The organism is Bradyrhizobium sp. USDA 4503, from assembly GCF_054055815.1.
In genome coordinates this window covers 7001921-7022721 of the sequence record NZ_JBSRXS010000001.1, presented here as the reverse complement: position 1 = coordinate 7022721, position 20801 = coordinate 7001921, and the positions used below count along the sequence as shown (strand labels likewise).

The window sequence follows — 20801 nt, the reverse complement described above, 5'->3', positions numbered from 1 at the left end:
GATGCGATCCGACCTCTCCCCGCAAGCGGGGCGAGGTGAAGCGGAGCCGGCGCTCACACCTCGGGCCGATCTAGCCCACCTTCGCCGCACGCCCGTTCTTCGGCGCCTGGGCCAGCGCGCGGGCCAGCACCTGGGCTTCCTTCTTCAGCATGTCGGCGAGCTCGCCTTCGCGGCGACGGATGCGGTCGGACGCGGCGCCGATCGAGAGCGCGGCGACCACCTCGCCGGCATCGTCGCGCACCGGCACGCCGACGCCGCCCATGCCGGGGAACGCGGCGTCGATCAACACGGTGTGGCCGGCCTTGCGCGCCATGGCGATCCGCTCGCGCAGGAACTTTGGCGTGATGCGCGGCGATTTCGCCAGCCGCGGCACGATCACCTCGATCACAGCCTCGATCTCGGCATCCGGCAGCCAGACCAGCAGCGCCAGCGCGCCGGCGCCGACGCCGAGCGGACGGCGGCTGCCGATCTGCAAATAGTTCGGTTGCAGCGGATGGTTGCCGACCGAGCGCGCCAGATAAAGCGCCTCGACGCCGGATCGCACCGACAGCAGCGCGGTATCGGCCGAGCGCTCCGACAGCCGCAGCAGGCTCGGCTGCGCCAGCTCGGCGATGTCGACCGAACGGCGCGCGCCGACCGCCATCACCCGCGCCTCCTGGCCGAGCTCATAGGTCTTGGCGCCGGCGACGCGGCTGACGAAGCCTTCCTCGATCAGCGAGTTGAGGATGCGCAGCGCCGTCGCCTTGTTCAGCGAGGTGGTGTCGGCGATGTCGGTGAGCCGGAGCGGCGAGCGCTGCGCCAGCACGCGCAGGATCGCGCAGACCTTCTGGATCGCGTTGAACTTGTCGGGTTGGCCCGGCTCCGGCAGTGGCCTCTTGCGGCTGGTCCGTGCGGTCGCAGTCGTGGAGGCGTTCATGCCCTGGCCTTCCTTGCCGTCAATTCCAAATCCTGAACCGGGCAGGACGAAGATGCGCGCCCGGCCGACATCATCCTAGGACGGATGACGTGCGCCGGACACCGTATACTTTCGTCAGATGAAACTTTGATTTCGACTATCTACGCTGCTGTGCAACAATGAGGATATTTGAATTTCGCATCACGAAATCTGATGCGGTTAGCATGATCCTTTCGAAAAACCGCTTCGCACTTTTTCGGATCATGCGCTACGCCAGCCGCAGCCTGCGGATCGTGAACAGCGCGCAGAGGCTGAGGATGCAGACGGCGGTGAGATAGTAACCCGGCGCGAGCTCGCCGATCGTCGCGAAGCCGCCCATCCAGGTCATGATCGCCGGCCCCATGCCGCCGAACAAGGTGACGCCGATATTGTAGCTGAGACCGAGCCCGGTCGCACGCGTCGCCGCCGGAAACAGTTCCGACATCAGCGCGGCGAGCGGCCCGTAATACAGCGACTTGAGGACGCCGAGCCAGAGCACGCCGATCAGGATGATCATCGGCGTCGGCTTGCCGGTGAGCAGGAGGAAGGCCGGGAAGATCGATACCAAGAGCAGCAGCGCGAACAGGATCATGTGGGTGGTGCGTCCGATCTTGTCGGAGACCATGCCTGCGATCGGCGCCAGCAGCGCAACCGCGGTCTGCGCGGCGAACGAGGCGATGAAGCCGACCGATGGCGCGAGGTTGAGCGTCTTCACCACATAGGTCGGCATGTAGACGATCAAATAGTTGACCGCGGTCGACACCGCGAGCGCGCCGATCGCGAGCATCGTGGCGAGCTTCTGCCGCGCGAACACTTCCCTGACCGGCGATTCCTTCTTCGCCGCCGGCGGCGGGGTCGCATCGTCGACGTGGTTGCGGATGTAGATGCCGACCGGGCCGATCAGGACGCCGAACAGGAACGGCAGCCGCCAGCCCCAGGACTGCAAATCCTCCGGGCTCATCAGCGAGGTCAGCAGTGCACCGAAGCCCGCGCCCAGCAGCCCGCTGACGCCCTGGCTCGCGAACTGCCAGCTCGCCACGAAGCCGCGCCGCTCCGGCATGTGCTCGACCAGGAACGCAGTCGAGGAGCCGAACTCGCCGCCGGCGGAAAAGCCCTGCACCAGCCGTGCCAGCAGCACCGCGATCGGCGCCAGGATGCCGATGGTCTGATAGGTCGGCATCAGCGCCAGCACCAGCGTGCCCAGCGTCATCAGCACGATCGACAGCATCAGCGAGGCCTTGCGGCCGTGCCGGTCGGCATAGGCGCCGAGCACGACGCCGCCGATCGGGCGGATCAGAAACGACAGGCCGAAGCTGCCGAAGGTCAACAGCAGCGAGGTGGTCGGATCATTGGCCGGGAAGAACGCCTTGGAGAGATACACCGCGAAGTAGGCGTAGACCGAGATGTCGTACCATTCGAGCGCATTGCCGACCGAGGTCGCGACGATCAGGCGGGTGATGTTTTTCTTGTCGACCGCTGTTGCGCGCTGAGCGTCCGCCGAAGTTGATAGTGTCATTACATTTTCCTTGCCGGTGAAGGCACCAGCTTTTCAACTCGAAATGGCCGGCTTGACCCGGCCATCCACGTCTTCCCCGTCATCCGCGCGCAAAGGCTACGCCTTTGTCGCTGGAGGTGCGAGCTCTTGCGAGCCTCGAAGGATGCACGGCCCCACTGGTGGCCGTCGATCCTTCGAGGGCCGCTGAAGAAGCGGCCACCTCAGAATGACGGGGAACAAGCGAGCCCAGCTCCTTATCCCTTGTGCTTTGCCTCGCCGAGGTCCCAGAACAGGCCGGCCATGATGGTCAGCGCCTCCTCGGTCACCGGCAGCAGGATGTGCTCGTCGGGGGCGTGCTGCGAGCAGCCCGGATAGGAATGCGGCACCCAGATCGTCGGCAGGCCGAGGCCTTCGGAGAACACGTCGTTCGGCAGCGAGCCGCCGAAGTTCGGCAGCACCGCCGGCGCCTTGCCGGTGGTGGCGCGGATCGAGTTCGCCGCCCAGTCGATCCACGGGCTGTCCATGTCGGTGCGCGAGGCGGCAAAGCGCTGCGTGCCCGAGACCTCGACCATCGGAAAACCGTTGTTGTGCAGATAGTCCCGCACCGCGTCGATCACCTCGAGATGCCGGGTGCCGACGACGAAGCGGAGCTGCAGCACCGCGTTGGCCTTGCCGGGGATCGCGTTGGCGGGCTTTTCGATATTGCCCGACGACATCGCCAGCACCTCCAGCGTGTTCCAGGCATAGAGCCGCTCCGCCGCGGTCAGGCCCTCCTCGCCCCAGTCTTCCGCCAGCGCCGGTTCGTCCGCCGTCGGCTTGACCTCGACGTCGGCGAGCGCGGCGCGGACGCGGTTGGAGATCGGCGGCGGTTTCAGGATCTCGAGCTTCATGCGGCCCTTGCCGTCGACCAGGCTCGCGATCGCGCTCGCCAGGATCGTGGCGGGGTTGGCGAGCACGCCGCCCCAATTGCCGGAATGGTTGCCGCCCTCGCGCAGATTGACGTCGAGATGGATGCGGTTGCCGCCGCGGCAGCCGAGGAAGATGGTCGGCCGCTCCGCCGACAGCCGCGGCCCGTCGGAGGCAATGAACAGGTCGGCCTTCAGCTCCTCGCGATGCGCCTCGCAGACCTCGCGCAGATCGGGCGAGCCGATCTCCTCGCCGGTCTCGATGATGAATTTGGCATTGAAGCCGAGCTTGCCGCCGCGCGCCTGCTTCACCGCGCGCAGCGCCGCCATGTTGATCGAATGCTGGCCCTTGTTGTCGGCGGTGCCGCGGCCATAGACGCGCTCGCCCTTGACCGTGGTCTGCCAGGGATTGAGCCCGTCGCGCCATTCGCCGACCATGCCGTCGACGACGTCGCCATGGCCGTAGGTCAGCACGGTCGGCCGCGAAGCGTCTTCCTGGTAGTCGGCAATCAGATAGGGCCCGCGGCCGGTCGGCGACTCGATCAGGTGGGTCTTGAAATCGAGCTCGGCGAAGGCCGGTTGCAGATTCTCCACCAGATAGGCGCGCAGCGCATCGGCCTTGTCGGCATTCAGGCTCTCGGTCTGGTAGCCGACCCTGCGGTCCAGTTCCTTCAAGAACTCTCCCGATTGAAAATGCTCTCGCACCTTTGCGATTGCGTCGGCCCGTGTCGCCATGATTGTTCCTTCGTCCGGTCGCGTCGTGGCATGATCGCACCGGAACGCCATGGCTTGGCGTCCCGATCATGCTTCTGGAGGGGCGCAACCTATCGGGATCGGCTCGCGACCGGAAGGGCGCGAAATGCGAATGGGCCTTGCCAAAACGTGGGAAGTCGCAACAAGTTGAAGCGGGACGCCCGGCATCACCGGGCAGCATTCGAAGCGGCGCGCAAGGTTTCGACCAAGGTTTTCTACAATGACAAAACAAATCCGGCTCAACGCCTTTGCCATGAACTGCGTGGCGCATCAGTCGCCGGGTCTGTGGACCCATCCGCGCGACCGCACCAAGGACTACAACAAGCTGTCCTACTGGATCGATCTGGCGAAGACGCTGGAGCGCGGCCGGTTCGACGGCCTGTTCCTCGCCGATGTGCTCGGCGTCTACGACGTCTATGCCGGCAATCCGGATGCGGCGCTGCGCAACGCGGCGCAGACCCCGGCCAACGAACCGTTGATGCTGATCCCGGCGATGGCCGCGGTGACCGAAAATCTCGGCTTCGGCGTCACCAGCAATCTCTCCTTCGAGCCGCCCTACCCGTTCGCGCGGCGGATGTCGACGCTCGATCACCTCACCGGCGGTCGGGTCGGCTGGAACGTGGTGACCGGCTATCTCGATTCCGCCGCGCGCGGCGCCGGCAAGGACAAGCAGACCGCGCATGACGACCGCTACGAGCTCGCCGACGAATATATGGAGCTGGTCTACAAGCTCTGGGAAGGCAGCTGGGAGGACGACGCCGCGATCCGCGACGTCGCGCGCGGCATCTTCACCGATCCGAGCAAGGTGCATCCGGTACGCCATGACGGCAACAACTACCGGCTCAACGCGATCCACCTGTCGGAGCCGTCGCCGCAGCGCACGCCGGTGCTCTACCAGGCCGGCACTTCGCCGCGCGGCCGGCAGTTCGCCGCCGAGCACGCCGAATGCGTGTTCATGTCGGGACCGTCGGCGCAGGTGATCGGTCCGCGGGTGTCGGCGATCCGCGAGCTCGCCGCCGCGAAGGGCCGCAACCCGGCCGAGATCCTGATGTTCTCGATGATGTGCGTCGTGGTGGCGCCGACCGAGGCGGAGGCGAAAGCGAAGTACGCCGAGTATCGCAGCCATATCAGCCATGAAGGCGCACTGGCGCTGATGTCGGGCTGGACCGGAGTCGACTTCTCGACCTATTCGCTCGACCAGGAGGTCCGCCACGTGCAGAACGACGCCGGCCGCTCCGCGATGGACAACGTCACCCGCGCCGATCCCGACCGGGTCTGGACCGTGCGCGAGGTCGCCGAGCATGTCGGCATCGGCGGCGCCGGCCCCGTGGTGGTCGGCTCGCCGGAGCAGGTCGCCGACAAGATCGAGCAATGGTTCGAGGACACCGACGTCGACGGCCTCAATGTCGCGTTTGCGATCTCACCCGGCGATTTCGAGGACATCGCCGACATGCTGGTGCCGGAGCTCGTCAAGCGCGGCCGCTACAAGCGGGAGTATGCGAAGGGCACCTTGCGGGAGAAGCTGTTCGGCGCAGGGCGTGCGAGGCTGGACGCGACGCATCCGGCGACACGGTATCGGGTGAAGCGGAGTGCTGCGGCGGAATGATCCGCGCCGTCATTGCGAGGGAAGCGAAGCAATCCATCGTTCCGCATATGCGGGATCATGGATTGCTTCGTCGCTTCGTGCCTCGCAATGACGCGGCACACACATCTGCCCATCCCGTCATCCTGAGGAGCGCGCTCTTGCGCGCGTCTCGAAGGATCGACGGCCACCAGGCGGGCCGTACATCCTTCGAGGCTCGCTTCGCTCGCACCTCAGGATGACGGGGAGGCAGCAAGCGCGCGGCTTGCTCAATTCACCGCATTGCTCACCACCACCTCGATCAGCTTCGCACCCGGGCGGCTGAACGCCGACTTCATCACGCTCTTCAGCTCTTGCGGGTCGGTGATCCTGATCGCCTCGAGCCCAAGCGAGCGTGCGACGCCGGTGAAATCGACCGGCGGGTCGATGAAATCCATGCCGACATAGTTGTCGTCGCCGTGGAAGGCGAGCAGGCGCTGCTTGATGATGCGGTAGCCGCCATTGTTGACGATGACGAAGGTCAGCGGCAGCTTGTGATTGGCGGCGGTCCACAGCGACTGGATCGAATACATCGACGAGCCGTCGCCGGAATAGCACACCACCGGCCGCTCTGGATTGGCGAGGCTGACGCCGACCGCGGCCGGCAGGCCCCAGCCGATGCCGCCGGATGCCAGCGCGTGATAGCCGTAGCGGTCGCGATGCGGCCGCAAGCCAATGATCTGACGCGACGAGGTCAGGCCCTCGTCGACCAGGATCGCGTTGTCGGGCATCGCCTCCACGACCTGCAACGCCAGCCAGTCCGGATCGATCGGCGAGGTCTGACTCGCCTTCGAGATCTGTTCGACCAGCGCCTTGCGCTTCGCCGCCCAGTTCTTCGTCGACAAGGCCGCGAGTCCCTGCCTGGCACGCGTCTCCAGCGCGCCGCCGCCGGCCTCCTTCAACGCCGGCACCAGCGCGCGCAGCGTTTCCTTGACGTCCGCCTTCACCGCGATCTCGGCGCCATAGTTCCTGGCGAGGTCGCTGTCGACCAGGCCGACCTGCACGATCGAGAGCCCGTCCGGCAACGGATCGACCTCGCTGTAAACGGACATCCGCAGCGGATCGCCGCCGAGCGCGATCAACAGATCATGCGGTGCCAGCACGTCGCGCGCGACCTTCTGCAGCCGCGCGATCGCGCCCATGAAGCTCGGGCTTTCGGAGAGGAAGTGCGAACCATAAGGAGTCGACGATTGCCAGGCCGGGCAGCCCAGCGTCTCGGCGAGATCGGCCGCCTCGCGCAGCGCATCGCTTTTCACGATCTCGTCGCCGACGACGATCACCGGTCGCTCCGCTTTCAGGATGCGCGCGGCCAGCGCCTTGAGCGAATCCTCCGACGGCCTCACCCGCGTGTCGATCCGGGTGGAGCGGCCGAGCTCGATGCCGGCTTCGGAATTGAGGATGTCGCCGGGCAGCGAGATGAACACCGGCCCGGTCGGCGGCGTGGTCGCGATCTTGGCGGCGCGGCGCACGATGCGCGGCAGGTCTTCGAGCCGCGTCACCTCGACCGCCCATTTCACCAGCGGCGTCGCCATCTGCACCAGCGGACCGTAGAGCACCGGTTCGGTCAGACCATGGCCCTGTTCCTGCTGACCGGCGGTGAGGATCAGCGGCGTGCCGGTGAAGCTGGCATTGTAGAGCGAGCCCATCGCGTTGCCGAGGCCCGGCGCAACATGAACATTGCAGGCGACCAGCTTGCCGGAGGCGCGGCTGAAGCCGTCGGCCATCGCGACCACCAGGCTCTCCTGCATCGCCATCACATAGGTGAGATCGGGATGATCCTTCAGCGCGTGCATGATCGGCAATTCGGTGGTGCCGGGATTGCCGAACAGATGGGTGACGCCCTCATCCTTCAGCAGCGCCAAAAATGCCGAGCGGCCGGTAATGCGATTCTTCATGTTCCCTCCAGGCCTGTCGGCGCGTTGGCCGACGGGGATCAAGGGAGATGATCAAACTTGCGCGCGAGGGGCAATCGAGCGAGCGGTCATGGCCGCATTCCGCAGGCGCGCGCCTGAGGTGAAGCACTCGCTAGAACATCCCCTCACGCTCGCTGCGCTTCCTCTTTTTCGAGCGCTGCCAGACCACGCCGGGATAGCCCTTCAGCGGCACCAGCGGCTCGCCGGTGTAGGCCCATTCCTGCAGTTCCTCGATCGCGATGTGATAGAGCGGCTGCCGGCCGGTGCGCCCCGAGAACAACGCGCGCGGGATGTTGACCATGTGCGGCGACCGCGCGCGTTCGTAGATGATGGGCGTGCCGCAATTGGCGCAGAAGCTGCGCGCGGTCTTGCTTTTCGCGTCCTCGTAACGCGACAGCTCGCTTTCGCCTTGCGTGATGCGGAAGCGCTTCTTCCAGCTGCCGACATAGGTCGCGTAAACCGCGCCGTGCGCACGACGGCTGGCGGCGGTGTGATCATGCCAGGCCCAGCGCGCCGGCACGTCGATCTCGAACCGCACCTTGCCGCACAGGCATTGGCCGGCCGCGGGCTTCGCCAGCGCCACCGGCTTTGGCTTTTTGGTCGGCTCGAACTCGTCGTCCGGAAACATCACGGTCTCCCATCAAGGCATCGTAGCCCGGACGAGCGAAGCGATATCCGGGCTACGAAGAGTTACGCCTGCGCCAATTCGTCGTGCACCGGATAATCCGTGTAGCCCTTCTCCTCGCCGGCATAGAAGGTGGCGCGGTTGTACTTGGTCAAGGGATAGCCGCGCTGCAGACGGCGCGGCAGATCCGGGTTGGAGATGAAGTAGCGGCCGAACGCGATCGCATCGGCATGACCTTCGGCGACCGCGCTCTGCGCGGTTTCGCCGACGAAATTGCCGGCCGTGATCAGCACGCCGCTCCACATCGGGCGGTACAGCACCATCGCGGACGGCACGTTCTGCCAATCGACCTCGGCGCGGCCGGTGCCCGAGGCGCGCGGCTCGATGAAATGCAGATAGGCGAGCCCGAGCTTGTCCAGCGCCGTGATGGCGTGGCTGTAGAGCGGCATCGGGTCGGCCTCGCCACTGCCATTGGCGATGCCGTAGGGCGAGAGCCGGACGCCGACGCGGCTGGCGCCCCAGACCTCGGTCACCGCCTGCGTCACCTCCATCAGGAAGCGGACGCGGTTCTCGATCGAGCCGCCATACCGGTCGGTGCGCAGGTTGCTGCGCGATTGCAGGAACTGCTCGATCAGATAGCCATTGGCGCCGTGAACCTCGACGCCGTCGAAGCCGGCGGCGAGCGCGTTTTTCGCGCCTTGCCGGTAGGCCTCGACCATCAGGGCGACCTCGTCGGTCTCGAGCGCGCGCGGCGTCTCGTAATCGACCACCTTGCCGTCCGCCGTCATGCACTTGAACTCGGAGGGGATCGCGACCGCCGACGGCGCCACCGGCAGCGCGCCGCCCGGCTGGAACGAGGAATGCGAGACGCGACCGACGTGCCAGAGTTGCAGGAAGATCAAGCCGCCCTTGGCGTGCACGGCATCCACCACCTCGCGCCAGCCCGCGATCTGAGCCTCGCTATAGATGCCGGGAACACCGGGATTGCCGAAGCCGGTCGCGACCACCGGCGAGGCCTCCGCGATCAGCAAGCCGCCCGGGGTGGCGCGCTGCGCGTAGTATTCCGCGTTGATCGGCCGCGGCGCGAGGCTCGGCCGCGCCGCCCGCATCCGCGTCAGCGGCGCCATCACGACGCGATGTTCGAGCTGGTAGGGACCGATCTTGAGCGGAGAGAACAGCGACGGAGGATTCATGCCTGCCCCAATTAATCTTGTGTCATTTCCCATTGTCGTCTGGGCATGATCCGCCCGGAAAACCGGTACCCACTTTTCCGGATCATGCCCGTTATCTAACGGGTTCATCTTGTTCATGAAAGCGGGTAGTGGCAATCTGTTGCCACGAGAACAGGTCTCCCATGTCGAAATCGAGCGCCTCATCGCTCCCCTCCCTCAGCGTCCGCATCGACCTCGATGCCGAGGACCGGATCGGGCCGGGCAAGATCCTGCTGCTTGAGCGGATCAAGGAATGCGGCTCGATCTCCGCCGCCGGTCGCGCCATGGACATGAGCTACAAGCGCGCCTGGGACCTGGTCGACGAGATCAACCGCATCTGCCGGCAGGCGGCGGTGGAACGGCAGACCGGCGGCAAGAATGGCGGCGGCGCGGTGCTGACCCCGTTCGGCCTCTCCTTGGTGGCGCGCTACCGCAAGATCGAGCGCGACGCGGCAAGCGCCGTGCGCAGGGATCTCGAGGCGCTGCGCAGCGACATCGGCAAGCCGAAGAAGGCTGCCGGGCGGTGAACGCAGGAACCGGCGGCTGTCGCTGGGGCGCTTACGAAAATATCGAAAACAACCCCATGCAAAGGAGCCGGCGACGGCCGGCGTTCGACAACCCAACTTGACGCGTCGGGCAAATCAGGGGTATTATTCTAATATTCCGAAATCATGCGGGGCGTTGGAGCGGAGAGCTCCCCTCGGCGAACACGCCGAGCGTTGAGTACCCCTCACCCGGATTGCATCTGGCGATGCAATCCGACCTCTCCCCGCAGGCGAGGAGAGGTAAGAAGCGGCGCTAGCCCGTCTTGATCCAGACCGCCTTGACGTTGAGATATTCCTCGACGTGCTGCTTGCCGGACTCGCGGCCGTAGCCGCTCATCTTGTAGCCGCCGAACGGCACCGCCGGGTCCATCGCCTGGTAGCAATTGACCCAGACCGAACCGGCGCGCAGCGCCTTGGCGACCTGGTGCGCCTTGCTGACATTGGTGGTCCAGACGCCCGAGCCGAGGCCGAAGGTGGTGGCGTTGGCGCGCTTGATCAGTTCGTCCGGATCCCTAAACGAGATCGCCGAGATCACCGGGCCGAAGATCTCCTCCTGCGCGATACGCATGTTGTCCTGCACGTTGGCGAACACGGTCGGCTGCACGAAATAGCCCTTCGACAGCGCGCCCTCGGTGAGGCGGCCGCCGCCGGCAAGCGCCTTGGCGCCCTCCTTCTGGCCGATGTCGAGATAGCCCGACACGCGGTCCATCTGCTGCTGCGACACCAAAGGGCCGATCTGGGTGTTGGGATCGAGGCCGTTGCCGACCTGCAGCTTCCTGCCGAACTCGGCGACGCGGCCGACGAATTCGTCATAGACCTTCTGCTCGACGAACAGCCGCGTGCCGGCGCTGCAGATCTGGCCGGAATTGGCGAACACCGCCATCGCCGCACCGGGCACCGCGGCGTCGAGATCGGCGTCGGCGAACACGATGTCCGGCGACTTGCCGCCGAGTTCGAGCGAGACGCGCTTGAGGTTGCCGGCCGAGGCGCGGATGATCGACTGGCCCGTGACGTGCGATCCGGTGAAGGCGACCTTGTCGACATCCGGATGCGAGGCAAGCGCGGCGCCCGCGGTCTCGCCATAGCCCGGCACGACGTTGACGACGCCGGGCGGAATGCCGGCCTCCATGCAGAGTTCGCCGATGCGCAGCGAGGTCAGCGGCGATTCCTCGGCCGGCTTCAGCACCACGGTGCAGCCGGTCGCGATCGCCGGGCCGATCTTCCAGATCGAGGCGGTCAGCGGCCCGTTCCAGGGGATGATCGCGCCGACCACGCCGATCGGCTCCTTCAGCGTGTAGGAGAAGATCTCACCGGGCAGCGAGTTCTCGATGGTCTCGCCGTGGATCGCGGTCGCCTGGCCGGCATAGTAGCGCAGCATGCCGAGCGCGCGCAGGCGGTTGCCGCGGGTCCGGCTGATCGGTGCGCCCATGTCGAGCGTGTCGAGCTGAGACAGTTCCTCGAAATTGGCTTCGACCAGTTCGGCCAGCTTGAGCAGCATGTTCTGCCGCTCGAACGGCTTCACCTTGCTCCAGGGCCCTTCGAACGCGCGGCGCGCCGCCGCGACCGCACGGTTGATGTCCTCGGCATCGCCCTCGGCGACCGACGCGAGCAATTCACCGGTCGCGGGATTGTGCGTCTCGAACTTCTTGCCGGAGGCGGCGTCGACCCATTTGCCGTCGATCAGCATCTTCTTGTAGGAGCCATCGGCATAAGGATGGCGCGTGATCGGAACAGCCTGCGAAACAGCCATGTTTGCACTCCCTGTAAAATGTCGGCTGAGGTCTTTTGGAAGCGTTATATCCCGAATTCTACAGCGCGAACGCGAAACCGTAAAGCCGAGCCGGCGTTGATCAGGGCGGCACGCACGAAAACCTCCCATGCGCGTGCGTGCATGGTACGATAGCGACCGCACCTCAGCCACACATGTGTCCGGAGACCGCAGATGCCCCACCCCGTGATATCAGCCAATCATGTTGCCGTGATCACCGGCGGCGCCTCCGGCATCGGACTTGCCGCCGCATTGCGGTTCGCGCAGGCCGGCATGAAGGTCTGCATCGCCGACCTCGACGACGACCGGCTGAAGGATGCTGCGACAAAGCTGTCATCTGCGGCGCCGGGCGGCGCTGATGACATTATGACGGCGGCTGTCGACGTCAGCCGCGCCGACGCGGTCGCAAGCCTGGAGGCCGCGGTCGCGAAAAAGTTCGGCGGCACCGACATCCTGATGAACAATGCCGGCATCCAGCCCGGCAGTGCGATGTTCGGGCCCGCGGACAATTGGCAGCGCATCCTTGGCGTCAATCTGTGGGGCGTGATCAACGGCACCCAGGCGTTCGCGCCCAACATGATCAAGCGCGGCCGGCCGGGATTGATCATCAACACCGGATCCAAGCAGGGCATCACCACGCCGCCGGGCGATCCCGCCTACAACGTTTCCAAGGCCGGCGTGAAGGCATTCACCGAAGCGCTGCAGCACGAGCTGCGCAACACCGCCGGCTGCAAGATCACGGCGCATCTCTTGATCCCCGGCTTCGTCTTTACCGGGCTGACCGCGCGCGGCCGCACCGAGAAGCCGGCCGGCGCCTGGACAGCGGAGCAGACCATCGACTTCATGATCGAACGCCTCGATGCCGGCGATTTCTATATCCTCTGCCCCGACAACGACGTGCCGCGCGCACTCGACGAACGCCGCATCCTGTGGGCCGCCGGCGACATCGTCGAGAACCGCCCGCCGCTGTCGCGCTGGCATCCGGATTACGGCGATGCTTTCGCCACGTTCGTGAAGGGGAGGTAGGGCCACCCGTCATTGCGAGGAGTTCGCGACAAAATTGCAAAGCAATTTTGCGCTGAAGCGACGAAGCAATCCATGGCACCGCATACGCGGAAGGATGGATTGCTTCGCGGAAGCCCGTCATCCGGCGGCGCTTCGCGCCGACCGGGTGGCTCGCAATGACGTGGAAGCGTCGTCGAGAATTGTAGCGAGCGGCCTCCGCACGCCGTCGTCCTGGCGAAAGCCAGGACGACGCTGAATACATTCACATTCTGTCAGGATGACGGGAGCGCGGCCCCGCTCACAGCGTTTCCTGCTTGTGGTCGCAGTTCTTGCAGGTGAACTTGACGCGGGACTGGCCCTTTTCCGCCTGCACCCGGTTCGGCGCACCGCATTTGCCGCAAACGGCCTCGATCCGGGTCGTGCCCTGCTTGATGACCAAGTTCCGCTTTTCCATGGTCTCGCGGATGAGGCGTTCGGCCTCCTCGCGCAGCGATTGCTTCGACATCATCTCCACCGGTCGTTGGTTAGCGGGCGGCGTCATAGCACGACCGCGTGAAGTTTTGACAGCGGGGATTGCAGCTTAATTTTCAGACAATGAGCCGGTCAACCGGCAACCGGAAATGCCGCGGTTTGATCGGTTTTGACGGCCGGCCGATGCGGAACACATTGACGAGGCGCAGATCGGCGCCAATTTTGCCGAGCTTTCGCAGCCGGTCGTTGAAGTCAGGATGATCTGATAGCGCCGAAATCGGGCACGCCGCGAAACCGGCGCGATCGATCTCCAGCCAGGCGCGGTAGAAATGGCGTCCGGTCGTGAGTGGATCCTCACCGACGGGACGGCAAAACAGCACGATCGCCGATGCCGACGCGGTCTTGGCGCCGTCGGCAAGCAACGACGCGGCGAGGCCGAGACGATCGAGCGGCTTGAACAGGCTGCCGAGCACGTAACGCGCGGCGGTGGCCTCGACCACATTCATGGCCAGCGCATCACGGTTGAGGCCATCGAGCAGATAGTGCGGATGGCCGGGCGACAGCCGCATCCATGCGAGCAGCTCGGCCCGGTAGTCGTCACCGCGGACAAAGGAGAATTCGGCCCGATCGGCCCAGCCGGCGATATCGGCAATCGCCCGGCGATCGCCAATGCAGATCACATCGTCGCGCGCGGCAACCAGCTGCGCCAGCGCCGCCGCATCATCAAGCGACGCCGCGAACTTGCCGCGCCACGACATGCGGCGCGCCACGAGGTCCGCCAGCAGATCGGGCTCGGCTCCTTGCTTGATCGCAAAGGAGCAGAGCACGGTAAGTTGCGGCGACAGCGGCTGCTCGAGCGTGGTGATGCCCGTGATTGCGAAGCCACGGCGGTTAAGCGCGAGACTCATACCCTCCAGCGCCGCGCCGTGCGACACCAGAACATCATGCCCCGCGGGATCGGCGACCGGGGCGCGGACGCGGGTCGCATCGACCAGCGCCAGCCGCCCGTCGCCGAGCAGGCGCCAGCGGGTCGGCTGGATGTTGTGGACGCTCGGCGCCAGCCGCGCCTCCGCGACCAGCTCGCGCAGCAGATCCGGCGTCAGCGCGCTCATGCTGCGGCCAGCCGCTTGGTGAACAGATGCAGCCGGTGCAGCGGCCTTGCGCCGACCTTCTCGACCTGGCGCAGCGACGGACCGTTGATATCGGCGATCCAGGTGCCGCCCAGCGTGCGGTAGCCCGCCTCCTGCAACGCCAGCGCGGTGCGGTAGAGCATCGCGCCGTTGAGGCCGCGATTGTGCAGGTCGCGGCAGACCGACTGATAGATCAGCACCGCGCGCCTGTTCATCACGCGGTGCTGCACGAATTTGAACGGCGCTGACAGCCCGACCCGGCCATCGATCGCCTTGATCAGCGGATTGAGGTCAGGGATCGCGATGATCGCGCCGGCGGGCCTGCCGCGGTGATAAACCACGGTCGAAATCCGGTTGTCGATGATCCACATCATGTCGCCGGCCTGGAACAGATATTCGGCGGCGGTCGGCGGCACGAACATCGGATTGTCGGCAAAGCCGTCATTGAGGATCAGCCGCGCATCCTCCAGCCGCACCTTGAAGGCGGAACGCTTGATCGGCTGCCAGACGAAATCCGGGTCAGCGAGCACGGCGCGCTGCTTGTCGCCGAGCAGTTGCTCCGGCTTGCCGCCGTCGAGCGCGATCTCGAACGTCGTCATCGGGAAGGTCGCGGCGTAGCCGGCGCGTTCGAGATGCTGTGCAATGTGCGGCGGCGACCACATCATGTCGGTGAAAGGCGCATGGTCGAACCCGTCGGTCATCACGCCGATCTGCTGCATCGCCGTGAGGTTGAAGTTGCCGGTGACGCGGCTCATGCCGCGCGCCGACAGCCATTGCTCGGCGGCGCGCAGCAGCGCATCGGCCACTTCGTCATCGTCGATGCAATCGAAGAAGCCGAATGCACCGTGGCGGGTGCCGTGCTTGCGGTTGGACGCGTCGTGGATCGAGGCGGCGATGCGGCCGACCGGCCGCCCATCGCGATGCGCGGAGAACAGCGCATAGCGGCCGTGGCCTTCGGTGACGAACGGGTTCTTCGCCGGATCGAACATCCGGTCGAAATCGCTCCACAGCGGCGGCACGTAAAGGCTGTCGGGCCCATAGGCGTTGAGCGCGGCGTCGAATGCCGCCCTGCGGTCGCCCTCGCGGATCTCTGATGTCATTTGGCCTCCGGGGTCAACGCCAGCAGCCGGCGCACCAGCGCCAGCGCGGTCTCAGTGGCGGGGTCGGCCGCGGTGACGGGCACCGCGAGCACGATCAGGTCGAGCGGATCGTGTCCGAGCACGATGACATGGGAGGCGTTGTTGGCTGCGATCAGCGACACGATGCGCTCGGCCGCGGGATCGGTCGGCGCCAGTCCCCACGGCGCGTCGGACCGCCGCAGCACACGCCGTGTCGACAGGAAGTCGTGCAGCAGCGGCGGATCGTAGAGCGCAAGCTCGTTCTCGCGGAAGCGCCGCGCGCTTTCGAAGATCGGGTGCCGCGCCAGCTCGGCGATCAACTGCTCCCTTGTCTGCGCCGGCGATGCCGCGACTGAGTTGAGCACGCCCGGCTCCTGCGATTCGAACAGCGCCCGCAGCGCGTCCGTCATCAACCCGATGGTCAGGACGCCGGCGATCGCAACCGCGACGAAACGGATCATCTGCGCGGCGTCGACGTCGGGCGCCATGAAGGCAGCGGCGAGGCCTAGCAGGCCCGACGAGATCAGCCGCAGCGCCATCATCGCAAGGCCGTGCCGGCGCGTCTCGGCGCCGCCGCCGGCGATCAGCATCACGGTCACGGTGAGCAGCGCGCCCAGCGCGCCGAGCCGCACGGGGATATCGGGAAACAGCGTGCGGAAATCGGTCAGGATGAACGGGATCACGACCAGCGCGCCAACCGCCATGCGGCCGATGCTGCGGTTCTCCGCAGCCATCAGCGAGGCGCGATCGCGCGTTGCCAACAGCAGCGCGCAGGTGGCGAAACCCAGCAGCTGGAACAGCGCCAGCGCCAGCGCGATCGCGTAAGGCATCGCCAGCCGTTGCAGTCCGAACAGGCCGCCGAGACCGAGCAGGATGGCGCCCGCGAGCGCCGCGATCTTGACCGCGCGCGGCGCGTGGCGCCGCAGGATGCCTTCGGTGACGATCAGGGCGCCGAGCGGGACCAGCGAGGCCGGGATCACCGAGAGGCGGTCGAGCAGGCGGCTTCCGGTCCACCAGGCAAGACCGCGGTCGAGGAACAGAATCGCGATCACGCCGAGCGCGAGCAGCAGGCGGCGCGTCAACGGGCTCCTCGGATCGCGCCGGTAGAACGTCATCATCGCCACGGCGAGCCCGATGGCGCCGCACAGATTGACGATGGAATCGGCGATCACCCCGGAGGTCATTTGCCGCCCGTCAGTTCATCGATGGCCCGCCGCACCAGCGGACGCATCAAGGCGGCGACCAGCGCATTGCGCGGCTTCTCGATCGCGGGCCGGTGCGGGTTGAGAAACCAGCCGCGACAATCGGTGCCGGAGGTGCGGCCGAGGATCAGCGCGACCGCCTCATAGGCCATCAGCATGCCGGTCGAGATCACCATCGGCGCAAACGACATCCGGCTGCGGCGGCCGGCGGCGACTTCGCCGGCGATGGCGAGGTCGACATAGTTGCGCGACGAGGAGTGCAGCATCACGTGCTCGATCTCGGCGCGCATCGCGGCGCGGCGGTCGTCCTCGGTGATTTCGGTCCAGTCCTTGCCAAGCGTCGGAAAGCCGAGGCGCTGCTCGGGCCGCGGATCGTGCGGGCGCACCACGATCACCGACGGCAGCGGCGACATATAGGCGTCGATCACCGTTGCATCGGCGCGCTTCGCGGTCCGGTACAGATGCACGCCGGCGGCGATATCGTCCATGCCGTTGACGATGACCGGGCACTGCGCGGCGATCCCGGCCAGCTCGCTGGTCCAGTTCTCGCCAAGCACCTCGATCTCGATGGTTGGATTGATCCGTTTTGCGGCTTCGGCGGCAACCGCCGCCTTCTCGCGCCCGACCTCGTCGGCGAAGGCGAACACCTGGCGGTTGAGGTTGGAGACCTCGAAGCGGTCGATGTCGGCGATCACGAATTTGCCGACGCCGGCGCGCGCCAGCGCCATGAAGGCCGCGCCGCCCATGCCGCCGACGCCGCAGACGAACACCCGCGCCTGACGCAGCAGCTGCTGCTCGTGCTCGTCGATGAAGCCGATATTGCGGCCGGTGAAGGAATAGTAGTCGAAATTCATCGCGCGGCCCCGTTATCCTGCTTGCGCGGACGCAGCGTGCCGAAGGCGCGGCTGTCGTCCATCCAGTAGACCACCGGCAGCACCAGCCGCTGCAGCGCCAGCATCGCGGACGCCGCGAGCAGCGACGGCAGCGAGCCCGAGGGCACCTCGCTCATGAGATAGCGGCGTGCGCCGGCAAGATCGACACGGCCGAGTTGCAGCACGTCGTCGCCGCGGCCGTAATCCAGCTCGCGTGCGCAGAACTCGTTGTAGATTGTGTTGCGATGTTTCGGGGCGATCTCGAAGGTCTTCTTCAGCGCGTCCGAGCCGCCGGTATAGGCGTTGGTGATGACCGAGCGCGCCTCGTCGAAGCCGGCCTCGTCGCCGACGCCGAACACCGCGCGATGCCTTGCCATGATGCCGCGCGCCAATTGGAGATGCGCAAAGCTCTGTCGCGCGCCCGGCAGCGGCGACGGGTAGACGTCCGAGAATGTATCACTGACCATGCCGACCACCGCCGGCACCTGGGTGACGTTGGAGATCCATTTCGGCCGCAGCCCGTCGCGGGCGAACAGCACCAGCGCGGTCAGGCCGTAGAGCACCCAGGACAGCCCCTGCCCGCGCACATCGGGATCGACCATGACGAGGCCGAGATGGGTGACCTCGGCCGGCTCGCCGTCGAGCGGCACGTCCATCACCGACAGCGCGTTGAAGGCGATCGGCCGCCCGGTGTCTTCCTCCGAGATCAGCGTGACGACGGCGCGCGACAGCCGCTCGGGTTCACCGGAGAAGATGCCGTAGGTCAGGCTCTCCTCGGGCAGCGTCTTGGCGGCGACGATGCGCAGCTGCTCGACCAGCGCGTCGAGCTCGTCCCTCGGCAGCGACAGACCGGGCGATTCGACGATGCGGGTGCGCTGGCCGGCCTGGGTGCGCAAGCTGAGGTCGATGGTCGGCTGCGACAGCGCCTTCAGCCAGAAGCCGCCATGGCTGCGCAGACCGTCAAAGGCGGCGCGCGCCTTGCCGAGACTCTTGGCAAGGCTCTTGCTGCCGCGCGAAGCCGGCGTGGGATTGTCCGTGGACGCCATTTCTCTGTCCCTCGGGCGCGATCTCTGCACTCGCCCCTGTTAAGGAGCCATGAGCGCAACCTGACGCTGTTTGCCGCACGGTAAACAAGGCCTTCCGGAAACGGAACAAGTTGGCCGTAAGCGGTCGGCGGCCTATCCACACCGTCATTGCGAGGAGCGATAGCGACGAAGCAATCCATCGCTCGGCATACGCGGAAGAATGGATTGCTTCGCTGCGCTCGCAATGACGGCGGGGTCGGCCAAGTCCCCGGAACGACGAAAGCGGCGGGTGAGAAACCACCCGCCGCTTCGACTTGACTTCGGCTCACCCTGCCTTGGAGACCTCCATCAGCAGGCGCTCCGCCTTGGCGTCCTCGATGCGGTTGACGAACTTGCTGCTCTCGTAATTGTCGCGCACCGTCTTGGTGAGCGTGACGCAGGTCTGGATCAGCATCACGATGCCCATCGTGAGATAGCCCTTCATCCAGAGGTCGATCGGCAGGAAGAACACGCCGACGGCGACGAGGAAGGCGGAGGCTGCAAAGGACGCGTAGGTGAAGGTAACCCAGCTGCCGCTGTGGGGTTGGATGGTCTGGTTCATGGTCGTCTCCTTGATGATAGATGGTTTGAAATTGGCTTGGTTTCAGACTTGAAGTTCAGGCTTGAGGTTTCAGGCTTGGGATTTCAGGCTGCTGGCGGGCGCTTGGCTTTCAGCCGCGCCAGCACGTCGTCAGCGGTCGATTTCATGCGCGGGCCAAAGCCCTGCTCGGCGAGCTTCTCGGCGGTGGCTGATGGTCCCGAGGCGGCGTCGATCTCGACCAACGCCTCGTCGGCGGCCTGGATCTCCATCTGTCGCTCGCGCAGCCGCTTCAGCGTCGCCTCCGCTTCCGGCAGCGTCGACTCGTAGGGGCGCACCGCCTCGATGCCGCTCCGGCGCAGCGAACGCACCGCTTCCGATGCGCGGGCCAGCCGGCGGCCGCGGTCGAGCTCGGCGATGCGCGCCTCGGCGGTGCCGACATGGCGCTTCAGCCGGGTGATCTCGGAAGCGAACAGCGCGCGTGCGGTCATCGCGGCGTCGCGCTCGGCTTCGAGATTGGCGATCGCCTGCGCGGCTTCGCGGGCGAGGTCTTCCCGGCCGCCATCGAGTGCCGCCGACGCGCGCACCTCGAGATCGGCGATCCGGGCGTTGGTGGCGTCGAGCCGCCGGCCCTCCTGCTGGTCGCCGGCGATCGCCAGCGCCAGGGTCCGCTTCGAGCGGTCGACGGCGGCGGCGGCATCGCGCATCTGCTGGTCGAGGATGACCAGCGCGGTGCGGTCTTGAAGTTCCTCTTCGGCCACCGCAACGGTGCCGCGGAAAAGAGTGAAAACAGTTTTGAACATTTCATCGCTCCCTGTTATGAGCATCGCTCATGAATCTCTTGTACCACATACTGAGCATTGCTCAAGAATTATCTGAGCGACGCTCAAGATGAAGGTTAACGAAGGATCAAAGATGTCCAAGGCATTGGAACGACGTGCAAAATTGCGAGAAGCGCTGATCGAGGCAGCGGAACGGGCGATTGCGGCAAAGGGTCTCGGCGGCCTAAAAACCCGAGAACTGGCCCAGGAAATCGGCGTCGCCAATGGCGGCGTCTACAATCTGGTCGAGGATGTCGACGAGCTGATCCTGCGCGTCGGCTCGCGCACGCTGGCGCGGCTCGATGCGTCGCTGTCGCTGGCCGAGATCGGCGGGGCGGCGGCGCCGCGCGAGATGCTGGTGCGGATCGCGGTCGCCTATTGCGACTTCGCCGCCGACAATCTCGAACTGTGGCGCGCGCTGTTCGAGCACCGCATGCAGCCCGGCAAGCCGGTGCCGGAATGGGCAATCACGGAGCAGATGGAATTGTTCCGCCACATCTACAAGCCGCTCGCCACGCTGTTTCCGCAGCGTTCGCCGGCGCAGCTCAGCGTCACTGCGCGCAGCCTGTTCTCCGCCGTGCACGGCATGGTCGCGCTCGGGCTGGAGCACAAGCTGATCGCGGTGCCGATCGGCGCGCTGCGGAGCGAGATCGCAACGTTGACGCGCGCGATGGTCGACGGACTGACGGCGAAGAAGGATTAAGCCGCGTGGCCCCAAACCGCACGATGTCCCCGCCATCCGGTCAAGCAAAGTTGCCGCAGAGCACCGTGAATTGCAGCCGTTGCCCCAGGGGACGCAGCGGCCGAGGT

The 20801-nt window shown here is 66.1% G+C and carries 19 protein-coding genes; 4 read left to right on the top strand and 15 right to left on the bottom strand.

Translation table 11 applies throughout. The features are described 5' to 3' along the window. Nucleotides 1-70: 70 nt before the first annotated feature. The 3 genes from ACVMIH_RS33465 to ACVMIH_RS33455 all read right to left on the bottom strand — a co-directional run bounded on the left by ACVMIH_RS33465 (nt 71) and on the right by ACVMIH_RS33455 (nt 4069). Nucleotides 71-916, bottom strand: a complete 846-nt coding sequence (locus tag ACVMIH_RS33465) for an IclR family transcriptional regulator domain-containing protein (RefSeq protein WP_438077647.1) — start codon at nt 914-916, stop codon at nt 71-73. Nucleotides 917-1163: 247 nt separating this feature from the next. Next, on the bottom strand, nt 1164-2450 hold the full coding sequence (locus tag ACVMIH_RS33460; RefSeq protein ID WP_456864740.1) for an MFS transporter: 1287 nt from the start codon (nt 2448-2450) through the stop codon (nt 1164-1166). Nucleotides 2451-2683: 233 nt separating this feature from the next. Then, on the bottom strand, nt 2684-4069 hold the full coding sequence (locus tag ACVMIH_RS33455) for a M20 family metallopeptidase (protein WP_283064702.1): 1386 nt from the start codon (nt 4067-4069) through the stop codon (nt 2684-2686). A 238-nt stretch (nt 4070-4307) separates the two neighbouring features. Here ACVMIH_RS33455 and ACVMIH_RS33450 point away from each other — a divergent pair, with 238 nt between their 5' ends. After that, a complete protein-coding gene (locus tag ACVMIH_RS33450) occupies nt 4308-5693 on the top strand; it encodes an LLM class flavin-dependent oxidoreductase (RefSeq protein ID WP_456864737.1) in 1386 nt (461 codons plus the stop codon). Between the two features lie 245 nt (nt 5694-5938). Here the strand turns inward: ACVMIH_RS33450 and ACVMIH_RS33445 are convergent, their stop codons facing one another. From ACVMIH_RS33445 to ACVMIH_RS33435, 3 genes are all read right to left on the bottom strand, one after another. Next, nucleotides 5939-7603 (bottom strand): thiamine pyrophosphate-binding protein, encoded by a 1665-nt coding sequence (locus ACVMIH_RS33445; RefSeq protein ID WP_456864735.1) that lies wholly within the window; start codon nt 7601-7603, stop codon nt 5939-5941. Nucleotides 7604-7733: 130 nt separating this feature from the next. After that, the gene (locus tag ACVMIH_RS33440; RefSeq protein ID WP_456864733.1) at nt 7734-8249 is read right to left on the bottom strand and encodes a GFA family protein; all 516 of its coding nucleotides are present in this window, start codon (nt 8247-8249) and stop codon (nt 7734-7736) included. Nucleotides 8250-8311: 62 nt separating this feature from the next. Beyond that, nucleotides 8312-9439, bottom strand: a complete 1128-nt coding sequence (locus ACVMIH_RS33435) for an alkene reductase (RefSeq protein WP_456864731.1) — start codon at nt 9437-9439, stop codon at nt 8312-8314. A 161-nt stretch (nt 9440-9600) separates the two neighbouring features. Here ACVMIH_RS33435 and ACVMIH_RS33430 point away from each other — a divergent pair, with 161 nt between their 5' ends. Next, nucleotides 9601-9984 (top strand): winged helix-turn-helix domain-containing protein, encoded by a 384-nt coding sequence (locus tag ACVMIH_RS33430; protein WP_057017887.1) that lies wholly within the window; start codon nt 9601-9603, stop codon nt 9982-9984. A gap of 271 nt (nt 9985-10255) precedes the next feature. Here the strand turns inward: ACVMIH_RS33430 and ACVMIH_RS33425 are convergent, their stop codons facing one another. Further along, the gene (locus ACVMIH_RS33425) at nt 10256-11752 is read right to left on the bottom strand and encodes an aldehyde dehydrogenase family protein (protein ID WP_253590513.1); all 1497 of its coding nucleotides are present in this window, start codon (nt 11750-11752) and stop codon (nt 10256-10258) included. Between the two features lie 192 nt (nt 11753-11944). Here ACVMIH_RS33425 and ACVMIH_RS33420 point away from each other — a divergent pair, with 192 nt between their 5' ends. After that, on the top strand, nt 11945-12796 hold the full coding sequence (locus ACVMIH_RS33420; RefSeq protein ID WP_456864729.1) for an SDR family NAD(P)-dependent oxidoreductase: 852 nt from the start codon (nt 11945-11947) through the stop codon (nt 12794-12796). Nucleotides 12797-13073: 277 nt separating this feature from the next. Here the strand turns inward: ACVMIH_RS33420 and ACVMIH_RS33415 are convergent, their stop codons facing one another. From ACVMIH_RS33415 to ACVMIH_RS33380, 8 genes are all read right to left on the bottom strand, one after another. Then, the gene (locus ACVMIH_RS33415; protein WP_024581255.1) at nt 13074-13280 is read right to left on the bottom strand and encodes a hypothetical protein; all 207 of its coding nucleotides are present in this window, start codon (nt 13278-13280) and stop codon (nt 13074-13076) included. Nucleotides 13281-13362: 82 nt separating this feature from the next. After that, on the bottom strand, nt 13363-14358 hold the full coding sequence (locus ACVMIH_RS33410) for a nitroreductase family protein (protein ID WP_253588138.1): 996 nt from the start codon (nt 14356-14358) through the stop codon (nt 13363-13365). Next, nucleotides 14355-15476: a GNAT family N-acetyltransferase gene (locus tag ACVMIH_RS33405; RefSeq protein ID WP_076827623.1), complete on the bottom strand. Its 1122-nt coding sequence runs from the start codon at nt 15474-15476 to the stop codon at nt 14355-14357. Before ACVMIH_RS33405 ends, ACVMIH_RS33410 begins: the two co-directional genes overlap by 4 nt. Next, nucleotides 15473-16678, bottom strand: coding sequence for a hypothetical protein (locus ACVMIH_RS33400; RefSeq protein WP_456864727.1), 1206 nt, complete (start codon nt 16676-16678; stop codon nt 15473-15475). Before ACVMIH_RS33400 ends, ACVMIH_RS33405 begins: the two co-directional genes overlap by 4 nt. After that, a complete protein-coding gene (locus ACVMIH_RS33395; protein WP_076827627.1) occupies nt 16675-17550 on the bottom strand; it encodes a HesA/MoeB/ThiF family protein in 876 nt (291 codons plus the stop codon). The genes ACVMIH_RS33400 and ACVMIH_RS33395 overlap by 4 nt, the downstream gene beginning before the upstream one ends. Beyond that, nucleotides 17547-18614, bottom strand: a complete 1068-nt coding sequence (locus ACVMIH_RS33390; protein ID WP_456853243.1) for a hypothetical protein — start codon at nt 18612-18614, stop codon at nt 17547-17549. The genes ACVMIH_RS33395 and ACVMIH_RS33390 overlap by 4 nt, the downstream gene beginning before the upstream one ends. Nucleotides 18615-18918: 304 nt before the next feature. Further along, complete coding sequence (locus ACVMIH_RS33385) at nt 18919-19194, bottom strand: YiaA/YiaB family inner membrane protein (RefSeq protein ID WP_038384293.1); 276 nt, start codon at nt 19192-19194, stop codon at nt 18919-18921. A gap of 83 nt (nt 19195-19277) precedes the next feature. Continuing rightward, a complete protein-coding gene (locus tag ACVMIH_RS33380) occupies nt 19278-19973 on the bottom strand; it encodes a PspA/IM30 family protein (protein ID WP_456864726.1) in 696 nt (231 codons plus the stop codon). 112 nt (nt 19974-20085) lie between these two features. Between ACVMIH_RS33380 and ACVMIH_RS33375 the strand changes: the two genes are divergently transcribed. Further along, a complete protein-coding gene (locus tag ACVMIH_RS33375) occupies nt 20086-20694 on the top strand; it encodes a TetR/AcrR family transcriptional regulator (protein ID WP_456864724.1) in 609 nt (202 codons plus the stop codon). Nucleotides 20695-20801: the final 107 nt, after the last annotated feature.